The organism is Micromonospora sp. WMMD754, from assembly GCF_049315235.1.
In the GTDB taxonomy this organism is placed as follows: Bacteria; Actinomycetota; Actinomycetes; order Mycobacteriales; family Micromonosporaceae; genus Micromonospora; species Micromonospora sediminicola.
Map to the genome: position 1 here is coordinate 132,948 of NZ_CP186058.1, position 20,694 is coordinate 153,641.

The 20,694-nt window shown below is 74.0% G+C and carries 19 protein-coding genes; all 19 read right to left on the reverse strand.

The annotated features are described in order from the left end of the window. Window positions 1-63: 63 nt before the first annotated feature. Window positions 64-483: a TraR/DksA family transcriptional regulator gene (locus ACN27B_RS00610; RefSeq protein WP_098748056.1), complete on the reverse strand. Its 420-nt coding sequence runs from the start codon at window positions 481-483 to the stop codon at window positions 64-66. 223 nt (window positions 484-706) lie between these two features. Further along, window positions 707-2,212: a potassium/proton antiporter gene (locus ACN27B_RS00615; protein WP_099164295.1), complete on the reverse strand. Its 1,506-nt coding sequence runs from the start codon at window positions 2,210-2,212 to the stop codon at window positions 707-709. A 22-nt stretch (window positions 2,213-2,234) separates the two neighbouring features. Continuing rightward, complete coding sequence (locus ACN27B_RS00620) at window positions 2,235-2,543, reverse strand: DUF167 domain-containing protein (protein ID WP_099164294.1); 309 nt, start codon at window positions 2,541-2,543, stop codon at window positions 2,235-2,237. Between the two features lie 2 nt (window positions 2,544-2,545). Next, entirely contained in the window at window positions 2,546-3,181 is a 636-nt protein-coding gene (locus ACN27B_RS00625; RefSeq protein ID WP_422742997.1) for a hypothetical protein, read from the reverse strand. Between the two features lie 72 nt (window positions 3,182-3,253). Continuing rightward, complete coding sequence (locus tag ACN27B_RS00630) at window positions 3,254-4,060, reverse strand: DivIVA domain-containing protein (protein WP_091573288.1); 807 nt, start codon at window positions 4,058-4,060, stop codon at window positions 3,254-3,256. A 41-nt stretch (window positions 4,061-4,101) separates the two neighbouring features. Next, complete coding sequence (locus ACN27B_RS00635) at window positions 4,102-4,407, reverse strand: YggT family protein (RefSeq protein ID WP_091059628.1); 306 nt, start codon at window positions 4,405-4,407, stop codon at window positions 4,102-4,104. A gap of 28 nt (window positions 4,408-4,435) precedes the next feature. Then, complete coding sequence (locus ACN27B_RS00640) at window positions 4,436-5,134, reverse strand: cell division protein SepF (protein WP_422743000.1); 699 nt, start codon at window positions 5,132-5,134, stop codon at window positions 4,436-4,438. 193 nt (window positions 5,135-5,327) lie between these two features. Next, window positions 5,328-6,074, reverse strand: a complete 747-nt coding sequence (locus tag ACN27B_RS00645) for a YggS family pyridoxal phosphate-dependent enzyme (RefSeq protein WP_396824176.1) — start codon at window positions 6,072-6,074, stop codon at window positions 5,328-5,330. A gap of 9 nt (window positions 6,075-6,083) precedes the next feature. Continuing rightward, window positions 6,084-7,199, reverse strand: a complete 1,116-nt coding sequence (gene ftsZ / locus ACN27B_RS00650) for a cell division protein FtsZ (protein ID WP_091573285.1) — start codon at window positions 7,197-7,199, stop codon at window positions 6,084-6,086. Window positions 7,200-7,444: 245 nt separating this feature from the next. Further along, on the reverse strand, window positions 7,445-8,263 hold the full coding sequence (locus ACN27B_RS00655; RefSeq protein WP_422743003.1) for a cell division protein FtsQ/DivIB: 819 nt from the start codon (window positions 8,261-8,263) through the stop codon (window positions 7,445-7,447). Further along, window positions 8,260-9,741, reverse strand: coding sequence for a UDP-N-acetylmuramate--L-alanine ligase (murC, locus tag ACN27B_RS00660; protein WP_099164289.1), 1,482 nt, complete (start codon window positions 9,739-9,741; stop codon window positions 8,260-8,262). The genes ACN27B_RS00655 and murC overlap by 4 nt, the downstream gene beginning before the upstream one ends. 31 nt (window positions 9,742-9,772) lie before the next feature. Beyond that, a complete protein-coding gene (gene murG / locus ACN27B_RS00665; protein WP_422743005.1) occupies window positions 9,773-10,879 on the reverse strand; it encodes an undecaprenyldiphospho-muramoylpentapeptide beta-N-acetylglucosaminyltransferase in 1,107 nt (368 codons plus the stop codon). After that, window positions 10,879-12,369: an FtsW/RodA/SpoVE family cell cycle protein gene (locus ACN27B_RS00670; RefSeq protein ID WP_422746148.1), complete on the reverse strand. Its 1,491-nt coding sequence runs from the start codon at window positions 12,367-12,369 to the stop codon at window positions 10,879-10,881. The genes murG and ACN27B_RS00670 overlap by 1 nt, the downstream gene beginning before the upstream one ends. A gap of 162 nt (window positions 12,370-12,531) precedes the next feature. Beyond that, on the reverse strand, window positions 12,532-13,662 hold the full coding sequence (gene mraY, locus ACN27B_RS00675; RefSeq protein WP_098748050.1) for a phospho-N-acetylmuramoyl-pentapeptide-transferase: 1,131 nt from the start codon (window positions 13,660-13,662) through the stop codon (window positions 12,532-12,534). Further along, window positions 13,659-15,068, reverse strand: a complete 1,410-nt coding sequence (locus ACN27B_RS00680) for a UDP-N-acetylmuramoyl-tripeptide--D-alanyl-D-alanine ligase (RefSeq protein ID WP_355522485.1) — start codon at window positions 15,066-15,068, stop codon at window positions 13,659-13,661. Before ACN27B_RS00680 ends, mraY begins: the two co-directional genes overlap by 4 nt. Next, a complete protein-coding gene (locus ACN27B_RS00685) occupies window positions 15,065-16,627 on the reverse strand; it encodes a UDP-N-acetylmuramoyl-L-alanyl-D-glutamate--2,6-diaminopimelate ligase (protein ID WP_422743008.1) in 1,563 nt (520 codons plus the stop codon). Before ACN27B_RS00685 ends, ACN27B_RS00680 begins: the two co-directional genes overlap by 4 nt. 52 nt (window positions 16,628-16,679) lie before the next feature. Beyond that, entirely contained in the window at window positions 16,680-18,893 is a 2,214-nt protein-coding gene (locus tag ACN27B_RS00690) for a peptidoglycan D,D-transpeptidase FtsI family protein (protein WP_099164285.1), read from the reverse strand. Window positions 18,894-18,896: 3 nt separating this feature from the next. Further along, the gene (locus ACN27B_RS00695) at window positions 18,897-19,481 is read right to left on the reverse strand and encodes a hypothetical protein (RefSeq protein WP_099164284.1); all 585 of its coding nucleotides are present in this window, start codon (window positions 19,479-19,481) and stop codon (window positions 18,897-18,899) included. Beyond that, complete coding sequence (rsmH, locus tag ACN27B_RS00700; protein WP_099165001.1) at window positions 19,478-20,587, reverse strand: 16S rRNA (cytosine(1402)-N(4))-methyltransferase RsmH; 1,110 nt, start codon at window positions 20,585-20,587, stop codon at window positions 19,478-19,480. Before rsmH ends, ACN27B_RS00695 begins: the two co-directional genes overlap by 4 nt. Window positions 20,588-20,694 lie beyond the last annotated feature (107 nt).

Here is a 20,694-nt window from a genome sequence, read left to right on the forward strand (position 1 = left end):
TCCCCATCGACGCTCGCGACGGTGGCGGTCACCGTCTGCCGTACGGCCGCCGGGGAGCGGACGTCAGCGCCGCTCCTCCAGCTGCTTGCAGCTCACGCAGAGGGTGGCCGACGGGAACGCGGCGAGCCGCTCCACCGGGATCGGGTTGCCGCACCGCTCGCACCAGCCGTAGCCACCCTCGTCGAGGCGCTCCAGCGCGCGCTCGACCTGCGTGATCCGCTCCTTGATGCTGTTGGCGAGAGAGATCTCCTGCTCGCGCTCGAACGTCTTGGTGCCGGTGTCGGCCTGGTCGTCCCCGGCCGAGTCGGTCAGCCGGTCGCGCTGCAGCTCGGTGATCTCGCTCAGCGTCTGATCGTACTCGGCGTTGAGCTCGTCCCGCCGTGCCGCCAGGGCGGCCCGGATCTTCTCGGTCTCCGCCGCGCTGCGGGTGGCCTTCGCCACCGGCTTGCGGCCGGCGGTCCTGGTCTCGGCTGGCTTCGCCATCGTCAGCTCCCTCAGCCGCGTGGGCGCGGCGCTCAGCGGTACGTGGGCAGGGGTCACCGGCGCCGGCGTCCCCCACGAACAGACGGGCGCACGGCGACCGCGCCGCGCACTCCGGAGGTTGGCAAGAATACGGAACGTACAGGCGTCCGACAACGTGCCGCACCGTCGCTCCGCGTTTCCGCCCCGGAATGCCACTAACCGGGGCAAAAGGAACGCTAGCAGATCAGCCGGTCCGGTCCTCCCCGTACTCCCCAAACCAGCGGGCCAACCGGCCCCGGCGACTGACCGCCCGCAACCGCCGCTCGGTGGCGTCCCGCACCCCGGCGGTGGCGACGATGAGCAGGCTGTCCCCCACCTTCAGCCGGGTGTCCGGACCGGGCACGAAGCCGACCCCGTCCCGCAGCACCAGCGTGACCGCGGCGCCCACCGGCAGCCGCAGCTCGTCCACGTGCACCCCGGCCAGCCGGGAGCCGGCCGGCACCTCCAGCTGGAGCAGGTCGGCCCGCATCCGCTCCAGCGGCGCGGTCTCCAGCAGGATCTCGCTCGCCTCCGCGGGCGCGGTCACGCCCAACCGGCGGGCCGCCCGGGCCAGCGTCCCGGCCTGGAGCAGCGTGAAGATCACCACCAGCACGAACACCGCGTCGAAGAGCCGGTCCGCGCCCGGCACCCGCAGCGAGAGCGGGATGGTGGCCAGCACGATCGGCACCGCCCCGCGCAGGCCGGCCCAGGACAGGAAGAGCTGCTCGCGCAGGTTCACCCGGAACGGCAGCGCGGACACCGCCACCGACAGCGGCCGGGCGAGCAGCAGCAGGGCCAGCCCGGTGATCACCGCCGGCAGCACCGCGGCGTCCAGCCGGCTCGGCGACACCAACAGGCCCAGCAGCACGAACAGGCCGATCTGGGCCAGCCAGGCCAGCCCGTCGGCGAAGCCGAGGATCGCCTGCCGGTGCGGCAGCCGGGAGTTGCCGAGCAGCACCCCGGCCACGTAGACGGCCAGGAAGCCGGAGGCGTGCAGCACCGACCCGGCCGCGTACGCCAGCACCGTGAAGCCGACCACCGCGATCGGGTAGAGCCCGGACGAGGGAAGCGCGGCGCGCCGCAAGGCGTACCGCCCGGCCAGGCCGGCGCCCACCCCGACCGCCGCGCCCGCCCCCAGCTCGTAGCCGAGCACCAGCGCCTCGTACCACCAGGGGTGGGCCGCCTCGGCCCCGGCCCGCGACAGCAGCAGCACCAGCAGGACCACCGGGGCGTCGTTCATCCCGGACTCGGCCTCCAGCGTGGCCACCAGTCGCGGTGGCAGGCGCAGCCGGCGCAGGGTGGCGAAGACCGCCGCCGCGTCGGTGGACGACAGCACCGCGCCGTAGAGCAGGGCCAGCCGCCAGTCCAGGTCCAGCAGCAGGTGCACCACCACGCCGACGACCACGATGCTGACCACCACGCCGACCGTGGACAACGCCGAGGCCAGGCCGAGCACCGGGCGCAGCGTGCTCCACCGGGCGCTCAACCCGCCCTCGGCGATGATCACGATGAGCGCGCAGAAGCCGAGCACCCGGGTCAGCTCGACGTCGTCGAAGTCGATCCCCAGGCCCGCCTCGCCGATCAGCACGCCCAGCGCCAGGTAGACCAGCAGGCTGGGCACGCCGAGGCGGGTGGAGAAGCGCACCGCGCCCACCGCGACCAGCAGCACGGCCGCGCCCACCAGCAGCGCGAGGTTCAGCCCCGGGGTCATCGCCGACCGGCCCGACGGTTCCTCACCCGGCGCTGCCGTCGCGCAGCCGACGCAGCACCTCGGGCAACCCGTCGGGCGGGTGCGCCACCAGGAAGATCTTGTCCCGGCTGGCCGCGCCGGACCGCAGCGACACCGCGGCGGGCCGGACGCCCAGCGCGTCCGCCAGCGCCCGCCGGACCGCCTCGGTGGCCCGGCCGTCGACCGGCGGCGCGTGCACGGCGACGACGAGCGCGGGACCGTGCGGCCCGTCGTGGCGACCGCCCACCCGGGCCCGGGACGCGCCGGGCTTCACGCGCACCGCGACGGTGAGCGGGGTGTCCGCGATCGTCATGGTCAGTACGGCCGGGCGTCGGCGAGCAGCGTGGTGCCCGCGGCGCAGTGGGCGCACGGGGTGAAGCCGAGCTCGACCGCCTCGGCGACCGGCAGCGGTTCGTCCGCCCGGCCCACCAGGTGCGGGCAGTCGGTCAGGTGGAAGCGGGGGTGGCCGTCGACGACCCGGACCTCCTCCGGCAGCCGCACCAGCCGGGCCAGTTCGCCGGCGGTGAGGTGTTCGGCCGGGGGCTCACCCTCGGACAGGTCGCCCGGCGCGGGCGAGGTCGGTGTCACCTCGGCGCGGGGCACCGGGGGCGCCCAGGCGTCGGCCGGCGGGTCGTACGGCTCGGCCACCGGCGACCCGGGCGGTTGCCGCCACCCGGATCCGCCGGCGCCGACCGTCGACGTGTGGTGCGGGACCGGGCTCACCGGCTCGTCCGGGGACGGGCCGGAGCGCGCGGTCCGGGTGCGCGGGCCGGCTTCCCGACCCGCCGTGGCCCTCGCGGCGGCCGCCTGGCGGGCGAACGCGACGAAGGCGACGGCGGACAGCAGGCTGGCCGCGATCGACACGATCAGCAGCGGGCTCGACCCACCGGCCAGGCCCACCACCAGCAGCACGACCGCGACGAGGATGAGCAGGACGCTCGCGGCTATCACAGCTCACCCCCGGCCGCGTCGTGTCGGTCTGGGCGGTCGGTGGCCGTCCCGGGGACGGCCACCGACGCGGGATCAGCGGCCGGACTCGAGCGAGCCGGCGCGGCCGCCACCGTACGAGCCGGCGAGGCCGGCCGTGGCGAGGCCGTTGCTGCCGCCGGCGGCACGGGTGCCCTCGGCGCGGTTCATCTCGACCTCGAGGCCCTGCCCGCGACCGTCCAGGTCACGCAGCTGGCTCTCCAGGTAGGCCTTGAGACGGGTGCGGTACTCCCGCTCGAACTGCTTGAGCTCCTCGATGTGCTTCTGCAGCGCGGTCCGCTTGGCGTCCAGGCCGCCCATGGCCTCCTGGTGCCGCTGGCGGGCGTCCCGCTCCAGGGCGTCGGCCTTGGCGCGCGCCTCGCGGGTGACCTCCTCGGCCTTGGACCGGGCCTCGGAGAGCAGGCTGTCGGCCTCGCGCCGGGCGTCGGAGACGTGGTCGTCCGCGGTGCGCTGGGCCATCATCAGCACGCGCAGCGCCTGCTGCTCGCCGTCCCCGGTCACCCCCGCCGGGCCGCCCTGCGTGCGGACCTGCTCCAGCTCGGCCTGCATCGCCCGGGCCGCCTGCTCGGCGGCCGCCTTGTCGCGCTGCACCCGGTCGAGCTGGGCCTTGACGTCGTTGAGCTCCGCCGCGAGGCGGGCGTCGCCGCCGGGGCCGGCGGGCGCGCCACCCCGACCGCCGCGCTCCACCTGGGCGCGCAGCTCGTTGTTCTCCTCGATCAGACGGGCCAGCTCACGCTCGACCTCGTCCAGGAAGGCGTCGACCTCCTCCTCGTCATACCCCCGCTTGCCGATCGGCGGCTTTTTGAAGGCGACGTTGTGGACGTCGGCCGGGGTCAGCGGCATCGAAACTCCTCGGGTCAGTTGCGGCCGCGAAAGCGCTCTGGTCAGGCGAACGCCACGATCAGGCGCTGTAACACGAACTCCATCAGCACGAACAGGATAACCAGGAGCACAAGGGAGGCCAGGTCGATGCTCACGGTACCAATTCGCAGTGGTGGGATCACACGCCTCAACGCTCGCAGGGGCGGATCAGTGACGCTCCACACGACTTCCAGTCCCGCCGATGCGCCACGCCCCGGCTGCCAGCGGCGACCGTAGGCCAGCACCGCGCCGAGAACAAATCGGGCAAGAAGGACGAGCAGGAAGAAGTACAGCAGCAGGTAGAGCACCTGGAACAGGATCGACAACACGGCAGGCGACGTCCCTCGGTCGTGCGGGCTAGCTCAGGCTGAAAAAGCCGCCCTCAGCGATCTTGGCCTTGTCCTCCGCGGTGACCTGGACGTTGGCCGGTGAGAGCAGGAACACCCGGTTGGTCACGCGCTCGATCGTACCGCGCAGGCCGAACGCGAGCCCGGCGGCGAAGTCCACCAGCCGGCGGGCGTCCGCCTCGTCCATCTCGGTGAGGTTGATGATCACCGGCACCCCGTCCCGGAAGTGCTCGCCGATGGTCCGCGCCTCGCGGTACGTCGTCGGGTGCAGGGTGGTGATCTGGTAGCGCTGCTCCTCCTCCGGAGCCACCACCCGCTCGCGCGGCTGGGCCTGCGGCGCGAGGGCGAGGTTGTCCCGGGTGTGGTAGCTCAGCGCGCCGGAGCCGTCGGAGGAGCGGGTGATCGACCGGACGCTGGAGCGCTCGGTCCGCTCGGCCCGCTCCGGGCGCTCGACCTCGGACCGGTCGGCGTCGACGGCGCGGCCGGTGCGCTCGCTCAGCCGACCCCGCTCGCCGACCCGGCTCCGGGTCGTCGGCGCCTCGTCGGCCTCGTCGTCGTCCTCGTCGGCGAACTCCTCGGCGTACCGGCTCGACCGGTAGCGCGACGAGTCCCGGTAGCCACCCTTGTCGTAGCCACCGTCCTCGTACGCCCGCTCGTCGTCCTCCTCGACGAGACCGAGCCAGACCCCCGCCTTGCGCAGTGCACCCATCCCCGCGCCCTTCCGTCCGCCGTGCGGCACGCGCCCCCGTGCCGTGTCGCTTGATCACGAGTGGACGATCATGCCCACCGGACCGGATCGGCAATCCCCTGACGTGCGGTTCGCGGCCCGCCCGCCACGGCCCCCGGCTACGGGAACGCCGTCCTGAACAACACTGATGTAATTTGCTTCCGTCGTGGTCAGGCTACCCCAGCGTGGGGCGCATTCCGAGCAACGCGCTGCCGACGCGGACATGTGTCGCGCCGTGCGCGACAGCGCTCTCCAGGTCGCCGCTCATCCCCGCCGACAGCACCGTGGCACCCGGATGGTCGCCGCGCAGCCGCGCCGCCACCTCGGCCAGCCGGGCGAACGCCCGGTCCGGCTCCCAGCCCAGCGGCGCCACCGCCATCAGACCGGCCAGTCGCAGCCCGTCCGCGCCGGCCACCGCCGCGGCCACCGGGTCGAGCCCCCGATCGGGGTCGGCCAGGCCCGGCAGCGCCCCGCCCCGGGCCGCGTCGCCGTCGATGCTCACCTGCACCAACACGTCCAACGGCCGGTCCCGGGCGGCGGTCGCGGCGGTGGCGAGCGCGGCGGCCAGCCGGACGCTGTCGACCGACTGGACCACGTCGGCGTACCGGACCACCGACCGGGCCTTGTTGCGTTGCAGCTGGCCGATGAAGTGCCAGCGCGGCGTGGCCCCGGCGGCGGCCACCGCCGCCGCCTTCGGCGCCGCCTCCTGGTCCCGGTTCTCCCCCACGTCGCGCACCCCCAGCTCGGCCAGCGCGAGCACGTCGACCGCCGGGTACGTCTTGGTGACCGCGACCAGGGTGACCGAGTCCGGGGACCGGCCGGCCGCCGCGCAGGCGTCCGCGATCCGGGACCGGACCCGGGCCAGCCCGGCCGCGAGCTCGGTGCGACGCTCCGGCCGCACCGTCAGGGGTGACTCCGTCATCGGGGCGGCTCAGGACCCGTTCTTGAGGAAATCGGGCACGTCGACGTCGTCGAAGAGCACCCGGCGCGACGGCTGCTGCGGGGCCGGCATGGTGGCCGGCGGGCTCACCGGCGCGTTCGACTGCGCCGGCGGGTTCTGGTTGCTCTTGCGCGGCGGCTCGACCGCCTTGTACGCCGGAGCGCCCCCGTCGAAGCCGGCCGCGATCACGGTCACCCGCACCTCGTCGCCGAGCGCGTCGTCGATGACCGCGCCGAAGATGATGTTCGCGTCCGGGTGGGCCGCGTCGGTGACCAGCTGCGCGGCGTCGTTGATCTCGAACAGGCCGAGGTCCGAGCCGCCGGCGATGGAGAGCAGCACGCCCCGCGCGCCGTCCATGCTCTGCTCCAGCAGCGGGCTGGAGATGGCCGCCTCGGCCGCCTCCACGGCGCGGTTCTCGCCCCGGGCGCTGCCGATGCCCATGAGCGCACTGCCGGCGCCGCTCATCACGCTCTTCACGTCGGCGAAGTCCAGGTTGATCAGACCCGGCGTGGTGATCAGGTCGGTGATGCCCTGGACACCGGAGAGCAGCACCTGGTCCGCGGTGCGGAACGCGTCCATCATGGAGATGTTGCGGTCGCCGAGGGCCAGCAGCCGGTCGTTCGGGATGACGATGAGCGTGTCGCACTGGTTGCGCAGCTCCTCGATCCCCGCCTCGGCCTGCACCTGGCGGCGCTTGCCCTCGAACGAGAACGGCCGGGTGACCACGCCGATGGTGAGCGCGCCGAGCTTGCGGGCGATGTTCGCCACCACCGGCGCGCCGCCGGTGCCGGTGCCGCCGCCCTCGCCGCAGGTCACGAAGACCATGTCGGCGCCCTTGAGCACCTCCTCGATCTCGTCCCGGTGGTCCTCGGCGGCGTTCTTGCCGACGTCCGGGTTGGCGCCGGCGCCCAGCCCCCGGGTCAGCTCCCGGCCCACGTCGAGCTTCACGTCGGCGTCGCTCATCAGCAGCGCCTGCGCGTCGGTGTTGATCGCGATGAACTCGACGCCCTTGAGCCCAACCTCGATCATCCGGTTGACGGCGTTCACGCCGCCACCCCCGATGCCGACGACCTTGATGACCGCCAGGTAGTTGTGCGGAGGTGTCATCTCCGGTCCTTTCCCTTCGAGATTGGCATGGGCCGACCCCACACGGCTTGGCCGGACCAGCGGCGGAGCATCTGCCCTGAACTCTCCGACGGCTGAACCCTCACCCTCTACTAGAGGCTTAGGGCTATGTCAACCACTGATCTCTTCGGGGCAACGTATGCGCCGCCGCGCCAGGAGCCAAGGACCCTTCCGGCGTGTCGCCGACCGAGCGACCCGGGACACAAGGGCCGCTCGCCGCCCCGGGGCTACTGGAACGTGACCACGTCCGGGGCGCTGACGTCGATGCGGTCGGCCCGGCGCCCCAGCAACGCGGTGGCCACCGTGGACTTGTCCGAGCTGCGCGAGGCGTCCCCCCAGAACACCTCGCGGTCGCCGCGCAGCAGCAACGTGATCCGGGCCAGCCCGGCCACGTCGACCGCGACCAGCTCCGCGCGCAGCTTCGGACCGAGCGCGGCCAGCACCGCCAACCCGGCCCGGGTGCCCGGGTCGTCCGGGCCCGGGCGGGCGACCCTGACCAACGGCATCCCCGTCGGCGCCTGGTCCAGGTGCTGGAAGACCACACCGGAACCGTCGACCACCGCGAACCGCTCGCCCTGCGGCACCGCCGCCACCGCCACCCGCTCCTCGACCCGGATGACCAGCGTCCCCGGCCAGTCCCGCTCCACCGTGGCCCGCGCCACCGGCGGCAGCGCGCCCACCCGGCGCGCGGTCGCGGCCAGGTCCACCCGGGCCAGCGGCGCGTTGTCCGGCACCGCCGCGGCGTCCCGGATCTCCACCGGCGTGACCGTGCGCGCGCCGACCACCCGGACGTCGCGCACACCGAACAGGCCGGTGCCGAGCACCGTCCAGGCGACCAGCCCGGCGACGGCCGCCACCGCGGCGGCGACCGCCCAGGGCAGCGCCGCCCGCATCCGCCGCTGCCGGGCCCGGGCCATGAAGCGACGGGTGGACGGCGGCACCGCGTCCGCGCCGGCGCGCACCAGCTGCCAGCGCCGGACCGGGCTGCGCCGCCCCGACCCGCCGTCCTGGCCGGGGGTGCGGCCGCGGGCCGGCCCCGGGCTCATCCGGCGGTGGCCGCCGCGCCGTCCGGGTCGACGCCGGCGCCCAGCGCCGCGGCGCCTCCGGCCCGCGCCAGCAACGCGTCCAGCAACTGGTCGCCCATCAGCGAGATCGGCGGCGCGCCCATGGTCACCACCACGTCTCCGGTACGGGCCCGGCGGGCCACCTCGGCCGGCACGTCGTCCCACGCCTCGACGAACACCTTGTGCTCGGCCGGCAGCGGCACCGCCTCGATCAACGCGGCCGAGCCCTCGCCGGGCCGGCGCATCTCGCCCGGGCCGAACACCTCCAGCAGCACCAGCTCGTCGGCGATGCCGAGGGCGGCGGCGATCTCCGCCTGCAGGTCCCGGGTGCGGTAGAGCCGGTAGGGCTGGAACACCACGATCAGCCGTCCGTCGCCGGCCACCTCGCGCAGCGTCTGCAGGGCCAGCGTCATCGAGGTCGGGTGGTAGGCGTACTCGTCGTAGACCAGCACGCCGTCCGCGACACCCTTGCGCTCGAAGCGCCGCCGCACGCCGGGGAACGCGCCGAGCGCGGCCTCCGCCGCCGCCACCGGCAACTCCAGCAGGTACGCCGCGAGCACCGCGGCGGCGCTGTTGAGCGCCATGTGCCGACCCGGGATCGGCAGCCGGATCTCGCCCAGCGACCGGCCCTCGACCTCGGCCAGGTAGCGCACCCCCTGCGCGGAGGAGGTGACGTCGCTCATCCGCAGGTCGGCGTCGGCGGACTCGCCGTACGTCCACACCCGACGCCCCTCCGCCCGCAGCGTCTCGGCCAGCCGCCGGCCGCCCGCGTCGTCGGCGCAGGTGACGACGAACCCGTCCGGGTCGGTGAGGCGGGCGAACTCCGCGAACGCGGCCTCCAGGTTGGCCAGGTCGCCGTACGTGTTGAGGTGGTCCGCCTCGATGTTCGTGATGATCGACACGTACGGGCGGTAGATGAGGAAGGACCGGTCGCTCTCGTCCGCCTCGACCACGAAGTGCTCTCCGGTGCCGTGGTGCGCGCCGGAGCCGACCTCGGAGATCTCCCCGCCGATGACGAAGGACGGGTCGGTGCCGGCCTGCTGGAGCACCATGGTGACCATCGACGTGGTGGAGGTCTTGCCGTGCGTGCCGGCGACCGCCACCGTGCGCCGGCCGGTCATCGCCGCCGCCAGCGCCTCGGATCGGTGCAGCACCCGCAGGCCCCGCCGGCGCGCTTCAACCATCTCCAGGTGGTCCTGCGGGATCGCCGAGGAGTAGACGACCGTGTCCACCCCGTCCAGGTTGGCCGCCTCGTGCGTCGAGTGGATCGTCCCGCCCAGCGCCCGCAGGCCGGCCAGGGACGGCCACTCCCGCAGCTCGCTGCCGGAGACCGGCAGGCCCCGGGTGAGGAAGAGCCGGGCCAGGCCGGCCATCCCGACCCCGCCCACCCCGATCAGGTGGATCCGGCCCAGGTCCTCCGCGGTCGTCGTGCCGGCGGGCGTGAACTGCGCGGTGTTCATGAGAGGTACCTTCCCGTCGCGGCGCGGCCCATCACCGGCCCACCGCCTCGTAGACGAAGTTCAGCAACGCCACGTCCCCGTCGCGTCGGCCGTACGCGGCCGCGGCGTGGCTCATCGCCCAGAGCCGCTGCGGGTCCCGGATCAGCGGGATCACCGTGCGCTCCACCCAGGCCGGGGTCACCTCGGCGTCGTCGACCAGCAGGCCGCCACCGGCCTCCACCACGGGCAGCGCGTTGCGCTTCTGCTCCTGGTTGCTGTGCGGGTAGGGCACGTAGATCGTGGGCAGGCCGATCGCGGCGACCTCGGCGCAGGTCATGGCGCCGCCCCGACCCAGCATCAGGTCGGCCGCCGCGTAGCCCAGCTCCATCTCGGACAGGTAGGGCAGCGTCACGTACGGCACCGGCAGGTCGGTGGGGACGGAGACCGCCTCGTTGCGGGCGCCGATCACGTGCAGCACCTGCACGCCGTTGCGGGCCAGCTCCTTCGCTGCGCCGGACACCGCCAGGTTGATCGAGCGGGCGCCCTGCGAGCCACCGGCCACGAAGAGCACCGGCAGGTCGGGGCGGAGCCCGAAGTGGGCGCGGGCGGCGTCGCGCAGGGCGGCCCGGTCCAGCCCGGCGATGCCACGGCGCAGCGGTACGCCGACCACCCGGGCGTCGCGCAGCGCCTCGGCCTGGGCCGGCTGGTGCGGGAAGCCCACCGCGACGTTCTTGGTGAACTTCATGCCGAGCCGGTTCGCCACGCCCGGCGGCACGTTGACCTCGTGGATGACGATCGGCAGGTCGCGGCGCCACGCGGCCAGGTAGCCGGGCACCGAGACGTACCCGCCGAAGCCGATCACCACGTCGGCCTGGACCTCGTCGATCACCTTGCCCGCCGCGCGGGCCGCCTTCCACATCCGGTCCGGCGTGCGCACCAGGCTCATGTTGACCGACCGGGGCAGCTGGTAGGCCGGGATCTGGCGCAGGTCGTAGCCGGCCGGCGGGATCAGCTCGTTCTCCAGGCCCTTGGGTGTGCCCAGACACGTGATCCGGACGCTCGGGTCGTGTCGGCGCAGGCAGTCGGCGAAGGCGAGCAGCGGGTAGATGTGCCCGCCCGTACCCCCTCCGCAGAGCACCACCGAACGCAGCGGACCCATCAGCGTCTCCTCTCGCTCGCCGAGCCGGCGCGCGCCCGGTCGGGCCGGGCGCCGCGCGGCGCGGCCTGGTCGTCCTGCCGTCGCTGCCGGGACCGGGGCACGGACCCACGGTCCGCCGGGGGCGGCGCCGGTCGACGGCGCCGGCCGGGAAGCGGCGGCAACGGGGCCCACACTAGTCGGACCCATCGGGCCGGCGGACGGGCATGCAGGGCGCGGGCCGCGTCCGGCTCGGCGCGGGCGAAGGAGGCGAGCATGCCGATCGCGGCCAGCGTCACCACCAGGGCGCTGCCGCCGTCGGAGATGAACGGCAGGGGTACGCCGGTCAGCGGCAGCAGACCGGTGACGCCACCGATGTTGATCACGGCCTGGCCGACCAGCCAGGCGGTCACACCGGCGGCGGCGAGCCGGCGGAACGGGTCCTCGACCCGGCGGGCGATCCGCATCCCGGTGTACGCGAGCACGGCGAACAGCGCCAGGATCACGGTGCAGCCCACCACGCCCAACTCCTCGGCGACGATGGCGAAGATGAAGTCGTTGTGCGCCTCGGGCAGGTAGTTCCACTTCAGTGAGCTCTGGCCCAGGCCGACGCCGAACCAGCCGCCGTTGCCGATCGCGTAGCGGGCCTGCACGAGCTGGTAGCAGTAGTCCAGCTCCTGCTCGAAGCAGGTCTTCGGCGACGGCGGGTCGAGCCACATGGTGAGCCGGCCGAGCCGGTAGTTGTCGGCGTCCCGCGAGCCCGAGCCCGCGCCGAGCGAGGCGGCGGCCACCAGCAGGCCGATGCCGGCCAGCCCGATCGTGGAGAGCGCGGCGAAGACCCGGCCCCGCACGCCGGCCGCCCACAGCAGCCCGACCACGAGCGCCAGCAGGCAGAGCATGCTGCCCAGGTCGTTGAAGCCGACCAGCACGAACAGCAGACCGACCACCGGGAACAGCGGCGTGGCCAGTTCCCGCCACCAGCCCAGCGCGGCGCCCTTGCGGGCCAGCACGTGCGCCGCCCACAGCACCAGCGCGAACTTCGCCACCTCGACCGGTTGCAGCGAGATCGGGCCGAGGGAGAGCGACAGGAGTTCGGCCTTCAACGGCCCGATGGACGCCACCCCGAACAGCGATTCCAGCGCGACGAGTAGGTTGAGCAGCAGCATCAGCGCCACCGCCACGCCGAGAGCCGGGCGGCTCACCGCCCGGAACGTGCGTGCGGGCAGCCGCTGACAGGCCCAGAACGCGCCGATGCCGATCACCGCGAAGACGGCCTGCTTGGTCAGCGACGCCGACGCGTCGCCGCCCTCGGCGAAATCCTTCACGCTGGTCGCGGAGAAGACCATGGTGAGGCCGATCAGCAGCAGCAGGCCGGTGCTGGACAGCAACAGGTAGTAGGAGGCGAGCGGGCGGGCCAGCAGGCCGCGCAACGCGGCCAGGCCGCCGGCCGGATCCCAGCCCGCCGCGACGGTCGGTGGATCGGCCGGCGGCGTGGCCGCGGGCGCGCGGCGGATCGGCGGGTCGCTGCTGGCCTGGATGTCTCGTCCCTCCCCCACACGCCCATCATGGCGGCTCGACCCGCCCGCCCGTGGCGCAACCGCCCGGTCGGCGTGTCGGAACTGAAGGAAGGGCCCCTTCTTAACAGACGTCTGTTAAGAAGGGGCCCTTCCTTACACCTAGCTGACCGCGGCGAGGAACTCGCTGTAGAACAGGCCCAGCGCGATGGCCACCCCGATCCCGGCGATGATCCAGAACCGGACCACGATGTTGACCTCGCTCCAGCCGGCCAACTCGAAATGGTGCTGCAGCGGCGACATCCGGAACACCCGCTTGCCGGTGGTGCGGAACGAGATGATCTGGATGACCACCGACATCGTGATGATCACGAACAGGCCGCCCAGGATCGGCAGCAGCAGGACGGTCCGGGTGGACATCGCCATGCCGGCGATCAGGCCGCCCAGCCCGAGCGCGCCGGTGTCACCCATGAAGATGCGGGCCGGCGAGGTGTTCCACCAGAGGAAGCCGACGCAGGCCCCGGCCGCCGCGCCGGCGATCAGCGCGATCTCCAGCGGGTCGCGCACGGTGTAGCAGTATTCCCCGGCCGGGTAGTTCGGGTCCGCACACCAGTGCCGGTACTGCCAGAACGCGATCAACGCGTACGCGGCGAGCACCATCACCGAGGCGCCGGTGGCCAGGCCGTCCAGGCCGTCGGTGAGGTTGACGCCGTTGGTCGCCGCCATCACCACCATGATGATGACGATCACCGCGCCGATCTTGCCGATCTCCAGCGCCGGGATGTCCCGGATGAAGCTCAGCGTGGTGCTGCCCACCGTCTCGGTGTTGGTCGCGTTGCCGCTGACGTCGGTCATGCTCGACGGGAAGTAGACCGCCACCGCGCCGAAGACCGCGCCGACGAGGATCTGCCCGGCCAGCTTGCCCCGCTTGTTGAGGCCGCCGCTGTGCCGCTTGCGGACCTTCAGGAAGTCGTCGATGAAGCCGACCGCGCCGGAGAACACCATCAGCCCCAGCAGCACCAGCGCCGTGATGGTCGGCTCGACCTGGGCGATCTGCGCGTCCGGCAGCGTGGTCAGGGCCAGGTGCCCGGCGACGTACGCGATGACCGTGGCCAGGATGAAGACCACGCCGCCCATGGTCGGCGTGCCCTTCTTGCCCTCGTTGCTGGCGAGCCCGAGGTTCGATCGGATCGGCTGGCCGGCCTTCAGCCGGGCGAACACCTTGATCGCGATCGGGGTGCAGAACAGCGAGATCAGGAACGCGACCCCGATGGCGACGATGACCGCCCTCATGCGGCGCCGCCCTCCGTCCCGTCCGCACCGGCGTCCGCGCGCAGCGCGTCGGCCACCTCCCAGGTCCGGTACCGGGAGCCCTTCACCAGCACCACGTCACCCGGACGCAGCTCGCTCCGCAGCACCTCGACGGCCGCCGCCTGATCGGTGAGCAGCACCGACTCTCCTCCCCAGTTGCCTACCGCTGTCGCGCCCTCGTGGATCGGCGCCGCCGGCTCGCCCACCACGAGCAGCCGGTCCACACCCAGCTCGGCCGCGAGCCGGCCGACCTGCTGATGTCCCTCCCGTTCGAAGTCGCCCAGCTCGGCCATGTAGCCGAGCACCGCGACGGTACGCCCCTCGCCGCGCATGCTGGCCAAGGCGCGCAGCGCCACGCCGGTCGAGGCCGGGTTGGCGTTGTACGAGTCGTCGATCAGGGTCACGCCGTCGGAGCGTTCGACGACGTCCATCCGCCGGGTGGAGACCAGACCCAGCTCGTTCAGCGCCGCCGCCAGGTCGGACAGCGGCAGGCCGAGCTCCCGGCCGACCGCCGCGGCCGCGAGGGAGTTGGACACCTGGTGCCGGCCGGTCAACCCGAGCCGCACCGGGGCGCTGCCCTCCGGGGTGACCAGCGTGTACGAGGGCCGTCCCCGGCCGTCCAGCGTCACGTCCACGGCGCGCACGTCGGCGTGCGCGGACTCGCCGTAGCGGACCACCCGGGCCGGCGTCCGCGACGCCATCGCGTCGACCCGGGGGTCGTCGGCGTTCAGCACGGCCAGCCCGTCGGCGGGCAGCGCCTCGACCAGTTCCCCCTTGGCCAGCGCGATGGCCTCCACCGAACCGAACTCACCGAGGTGCGCCACCCCGACGTTGAGCACCACCGAGATCCGCGGCGGCACCACGTCGCACAGGTAACGGACGTGGCCCACCCCGCGGGCGCCCTTCTCCATCACCAGGTAGCGCGTCTCCGGCGTGGCCTGCAACGCGGTGTAGGGGTGCCCCAGCTCGTTGTTGAACGATCCGGGCGGCGCCACGGTCGGGCCGAGCCGGACCGCCAGCTGGGCGATCAGATCCTTGGTGGTGGTCTTGCCGGAGGAGCCGGTCAGCCCGATCACGGTGAGTGCGGGAAGCCGGTCGACCACGGCGCGGGCCAGCCGGCCCATCGCGTCGAGCGCGTCGTCGACCAGCACCATCGGCACGCCGGGCACCTCCCGGGTGCCGAGCACGGCCACCGCGCCGGACTCCACCGCGCCGGCGGCGTAGTCGTGGCCGTCGACCCGCTCGCCGGGGAAGGCGACGAAGAGGCCGCCCGGCGCCACCTTGCGGGAGTCGAACTCCACCGTCCCGGTGACCCGGGCGTCCGGGTCGGCGCCGGTCAGTCGGCCGTCGACCGCGGCGGCCACCTCGGCCAGCGTCAGCGGGATCATCGCCGACCCACCAGGTCACCGAAGCGGGCGCGCAGCGCCGCCGCCAGCTCCACCCGGTCGTCGAACGGCAGCACCTCGCCGCCGATCTCCTGGCCACGTTCCTGGCCCTTGCCCAGCACCGCCACCACGTCACCCGGTTCGGCCACCCGGACCGCCTCCTCGATCGCCGCCCGCCGGCCGGGCACCTCGATGATCCGGGCCGGTGCGGCGGCGGCGTACGCGCCGGCCAGCACCTCGGAGCGGATCAGGGCCGGGTCCTCGGTACGCGGGTTGTCGTCGGTCACCAGCACCACGTCGGCGCCCCGGGCGGCCACCTCGCCCATCACCGGGCGCTTGCCCCGGTCCCGGTCGCCGCCGGCGCCCAGCACGCAGACCAGCCGGCCGTCGGTCAGGCCGCGCAGCGCGGTCAGCACCGCCTCGATGGCGTTCGCCTTGTGCGCGTAGTCGACCACCCCGCGCACCGGGGCGTCGCCGCTGACCAACTCCAGCCGGCCGGGCACGCCGCCGCAGGCGGCCACGCCGCGCGCCGCGACGGCCGGGTCGACGCCGGCGGCGACCAGGGTGGCCACGGCCAGCAACGCGTTGGCCACGTTGTGCCGGCCGGGCAGCGCCACGGCGGTGGGCAGCGTCAGCCCGTCCGGGCCGTGCAGCGTGAAGCGCTGGGCGTAGCCCTCCCCGTCGATCCCGTCGGCCCACCAGGTTGCGGTCGGGTCGCCGGCCGCCGAGTAGGTCACGGTCTCCGGCTTGTGCAGCGGGCGCAGCGCCGGGTCGTCGTGGTTGAGCACCTCCACCCGGCAGCGCCCGTCGAAGAGGCGGGCCTTGGCGGCGAAGTAGTCCGCCTCGTCGGCGTGGAAGTCCAGGTGGTCGGAGCCGAAGTTGGTGTAGCCGCCGACGTCGAACCGGACCCCGCCGACCCGGCCCATGGCGAGCGCGTGGCTGGACACCTCCATGACCACCGCGTCCACTCCCCGCTCGCGGGCCACCGCGAGCATGGCGTGCAGGTCGGTGGCCTCCGGGGTGGTCCGGACGCTGTCCACCACCAGGTCACCGAGGCGGGTCTCCACGGTGCCGATCAGGCCGGTGGTGTGCCCGGCGGCGCGCAGGCCGGACTCGATCAGGTAGCTGGTGGAGGTCTTGCCGGCGGTGCCGGTCACCCCGATCACGGTCAGCCCGGCGGTCGGGTCGCCGTAGACCATGGCGGCGACCTCGCCGAGCGCGGCCCGGGGGTCGTCGACGACCAGCACGGGCAGCCCGGCGTCGGCGGCCAGCGCCACGCCGGCCGGGTCGGTCAGCACGGCCACCGCGCCGGCGCCGGCCGCGGCGGCGGCGAACTCCGCGCCGTGCCGGCGGGCGCCGGGCAGGGCGGCGTACAGGTCGCCGGGACGGACCTCCTGGCTGGCGTGGGTGATGCCGGTGACGGCCGGCTCGGCGGCGGCCTCCGGCGGCGTCAGCGCCAGTCGGGCGGCGAGGTCGCCGAGCCGGACGGGACGCACGGTGGCGGGACGTGGATTGCCGGGCACGGCGTCAGACCCTACCCGGTCGTCCGGTTCCGACCGCACAGCCGCCCCGGTGGTTCGTCGCCACTCACCGATGATGTCCCGCCGTGCCGACTCAGCGCGGAAAGACCTCGAACTTCGGGGACTTGTCGGTCAGCGACGGGGGCACCCGGTTCTGCCGGAGCGTGTAGCCCATCATCTCCCGGAACGCCGGCGCGGCGACCGAGCTGCCCTCGCCGCCGGGGCTCCAGGCGAACACCGCCACCACGTAGCGCGGGTTCTCCGCGGGAGCCATCCCGATGAACGAGCCGACGTCGCCGGGCTGCCGCTTGCCGTTGTCGTAGCGCAGCCCGGTGCCGGTCTTGCCGGCCACCCGGTAGCCCGGCACCGCGGCGGCCAGGCCGGTGGCCCGTTCCCCCGGGCCGTTGTCGACCGTGGTGACCGCCTCCAGCATCCGGCGCAGGTCGGCCGCGTTGTCCGGGCTGAGCACCGAGCGGGTGACCGGGGCGGCGGCGGGCGTCCGGGTGCCGTCCGGCCCGATCGTCTCCTTGATCAGGTGCGGCTGCACGTACGTCCCGTTGTTGGCGATGGCGGCGTACGCGGCGGCCATCTGCAGCGGCGTGGCGTCCACGCTGTGCCCGATCGGCACCGACCCGTACGCCGAGCCGCTCCACTGGTCGGCCGGGAGCAGCCGGCCGGGCGCCTCGCCCGGCAGTCCCTCTCCGGTCGCCTGGCCCAGCCCGAACCGCTTCTGGTAGTCGATCAGCCGCTCCTTGCCCAGCTTCTCGGCGATCTCGATGGTGCCGACGTTGGACGAGAAGGCGAGCATGCCCGGGATGCTCATGGTGCGGCCGTTCGCCGGGTGGGTGTCGCTGAAGGGCACTCCGCCCCGGACGATCGTGTTCGCCACCGGGAACGTGGTGTTCGGCGTGATCACGCCCTCCTGGAGCGCCGCGCCGTAGGTGATCGCCTTGTGGATCGAGCCGGGGTCCACCACGAACGTGGTGGCGGTGTCGTCCCGGTCGGACGGCGAGTCGACCTTGCCCGGGTCGGCCGCGTTGTAGGTGGGCTGGCTGGCCTGGGCCAGCACCTCGCCGGTCGGGACGTCGATGATCACGGCAGCGCCGACGCTGCCCTTGGCGTCGGCCAGGTGCTTGGACAGAATCCGCTGGGTCATGAACTGGAGGTCGCGATTGATGGTGAGGCGCAACGAGCTGCCCGGCTTCGGCTGGGTGGTGCGGCTGTAGCCGCCCGGGATCGGCGCGGCCAGGTCGCCCAGACCCACCTCGTAGGTCCGCTTGCCGGCCTGCCCGCGCAGCACGTCGTCGTACTTCGCCTCCAGCCCCTCCAGGCCGTTCATGTCCTGGCTGACGAAGCCGATCAGGTTGGCGGCCAGGTCGTCGCCGGGCACCTCGCGCCGCTCGTCCCGGTGCACGTTGATGCCGGCCAGGTCCAGCGCCATGATCTGCTTGGCCCGGCCGATCTCGACGCCGCGCGCCAGGTAGACGAACTGCGACGGGGTGTCGGTGCCGGGCAGGGTGCGCTTGCGCATCTTGTCGGCCAGGTCCGAGGCCGGCACGCCGAGCAGCGGGGAGAGCAGCCGCGCGGTGGCGAACCGGTCCTTGACCCGGGTCGGGTCGGCGAAGACGTACCGGGCCTCGACGCTGTGCGCCAGCGGCTCGCCGGCCCGGTCGAGGATGGCCCCCCGCGGCGCCGGCAGCTCGACCACGGCGAGCCGGTTGGGCAGGCCGCCGTCGGCGTACGCCGGGGTGTCCACGGTCTGCAGGTAGACCAGCCGGACGCCGATGCTGGCGAACAGCGTCAGCGCCAGCACGGTGCCGAGCCGCAGCCGGCGGCCCGCGTCGCCCAGCTTGGGCGGGCGGCGGGGCTTGCGTACCGGCCGGCGGGCCGTCGGACGGCGCGGGCCGGGCCGGCGCCGTGGCGGCGGGCCCTCGTCCTCGTCGTCGAACGGTTCGCGGGCGGAGCGGTCCGCGACGGTCCGGACCACGCCGGCGCGGCCGCCCGACGTGGTGGTGCGGCGGCCGGCGCGGGCCGGCTCGCCCGCCGGCGCCGGCTCCCGGCGGCCGGCCCGACCGGCCCGACCGCCGTCGAGCACCTGCAACGCCGGCCGGAACGGGTCGCCGGACCGGCTGCTGCGGGGGGTACGACGCTGCTCGGCGCCGCCCTCCCGGATGGTGCGCCCGCGCGGCGTGTAGGCCCGGGCGTCGGAGATGCCCCCGACGCCCGGCTCCCGTGGCTCGGCCCCCCGTGACGAGCCGCGCCGGGAGCCCGTGGCGTCCCGGCGCGGTTCCTCCGACCTCGGTGGCACTGCTCAGCCTCCGTTGCCCTGCTGGCTGGTGACCGACGGCGCACCCTCGGCGGGGTGCGGGACGCCGATCGTCTTCCCGTCCGGCAGCCGGATGTAGGCCGGGTCCTCCGACTCGACCAGGCCCAGCTTGCGGGCGTTGGCGGTCAGGTTGCCGGGATCCTTCTGCTCGGCGATCTCCTTGTTCAGCTGCTGCTCGTCCACGTCGAGCTTCGCCTGCTGCTGCTGGAGCTTCTCCAGCCGGAAGGCGTTCTCGTTGATCTTCGTGTTGATCGCCAGGATGCCGAGCACCCCGCCGACCACGAGCACCAGGATCAGCCCGACGAACGGCGCCCGCGGCACCCGGATCGGCGGCGGCGGGGCGACCCGCAGCCGCGGCGTCGTCGCGCCGGTGGTCCGGGTGCGCTCGGCCGGCCGCAGCGCGGCGCTGCCCTGGGTCGGGAACTCGCGCGCCCCCCGGGCGCGAGTCCCCTCCCGACGGTCGGTCGCCGCCGTCGTGTCCCGCGTCATGCGCTGCGCCGTGGTCCGGCCCCCCGACCGCGGTGCGCGCTGCCCGACGGCGCCCCGGCCGTCGCGCTTCTCGACGTTCATGTCCCCTCCCCCTCCTCGTCCGTCCCGTTCCCGTCCCCCGGGGCCGACCGCGGGTCCGTCGCGGACCCCGGTGACCCCGTCCCCGGTTGGTGCATCGCCTTCACCCGGCGGCGGTACCGTTCGCGGTCGGTACGCCCCTGCCGGGTCGCCTCCGGGTCGAGCCGTTCCGCGGCCCGCAGCCGCACCGAGGCGGCCCGCGGGTTCGCGGCCACCTCGTCCTCCCCGGGAAGCTCGGCGCCCCGGCTCAGCAGCCGGAACGTCGGGCCCGACCCGGGCAGTTCGACCGGGAGGTCGACCGGGCCCTTGCTGCGGACCCGGTCGGCGAGCGCCTGCTTGGTGAGCCGGTCCTCCAGCGAGTGGTAGGACAGGACCACCATGCGGCCGCCCACGGTGAGCTTGTCCAGAGCGGCCGGCAGCGCCGTCTCCAGCGCTGCCAGTTCTCTGTTTACCTCGATCCGTAAAGCCTGAAACGTTCTCTTTGCCGGGTGTCCGCCGGTTCGTCGGGCCGGTGCCGGAATGGCGTCCCGGACCAGCTCGGCCAGCCGGGCCGAGGAGGTGATCCGGGTGCGCTCCCGTTCCCGGATGATCGCCGAGGCGATCTTCCCGGCGAACTTCTCCTCGCCGTACACCCGCAGCAGCCGGGCCAGATCCGGGTGGGAATAGGTGTTGACCACCTCCTCGGCGGTCACCCCCCGGGTCTGGTCCATCCGCATGTCCAGCGGCGCGTCCTGCGCGTACGCGAACCCGCGGTCGGGCGCGTCCAGTTGCAGCGACGAGACGCCGAGGTCGAACAGCACCCCGTCGATCGCCGGGTAGCCGAGCCGGTCGAGCACCTCGGGCAGTTCGTCGTAGACGGCGTGCTCCAGGTGGATCCGGTCGGCGAACCGGGCCAGGCGGACCCGCGCGTGGGCGAGCGCCTCGGTGTCCCGGTCCAGGCCGATCAGCACCGTCTCCGGGTGCGCCGTGAGCACCGCCTCGGCGTGCCCGGCCAGGCCGAGCGTGGCGTCGACGTGCACGGTCCGGCCGGGGCGGCCCAGCGCGGGGGCCAACAGCTCGAGACACCGCTCGAGCAGCACCGGCACGTGCGTGCCGCGTAGCTCCCCCATCTCGACCCCCACCCGTTCGTCAACCGTTTCCGTCACGTGTCCGTCGTCGCCACGGCGCCTCGCCATACCGCCAGATCCCCATCCGCTCCCGCCCGCCGGAGGCCGCG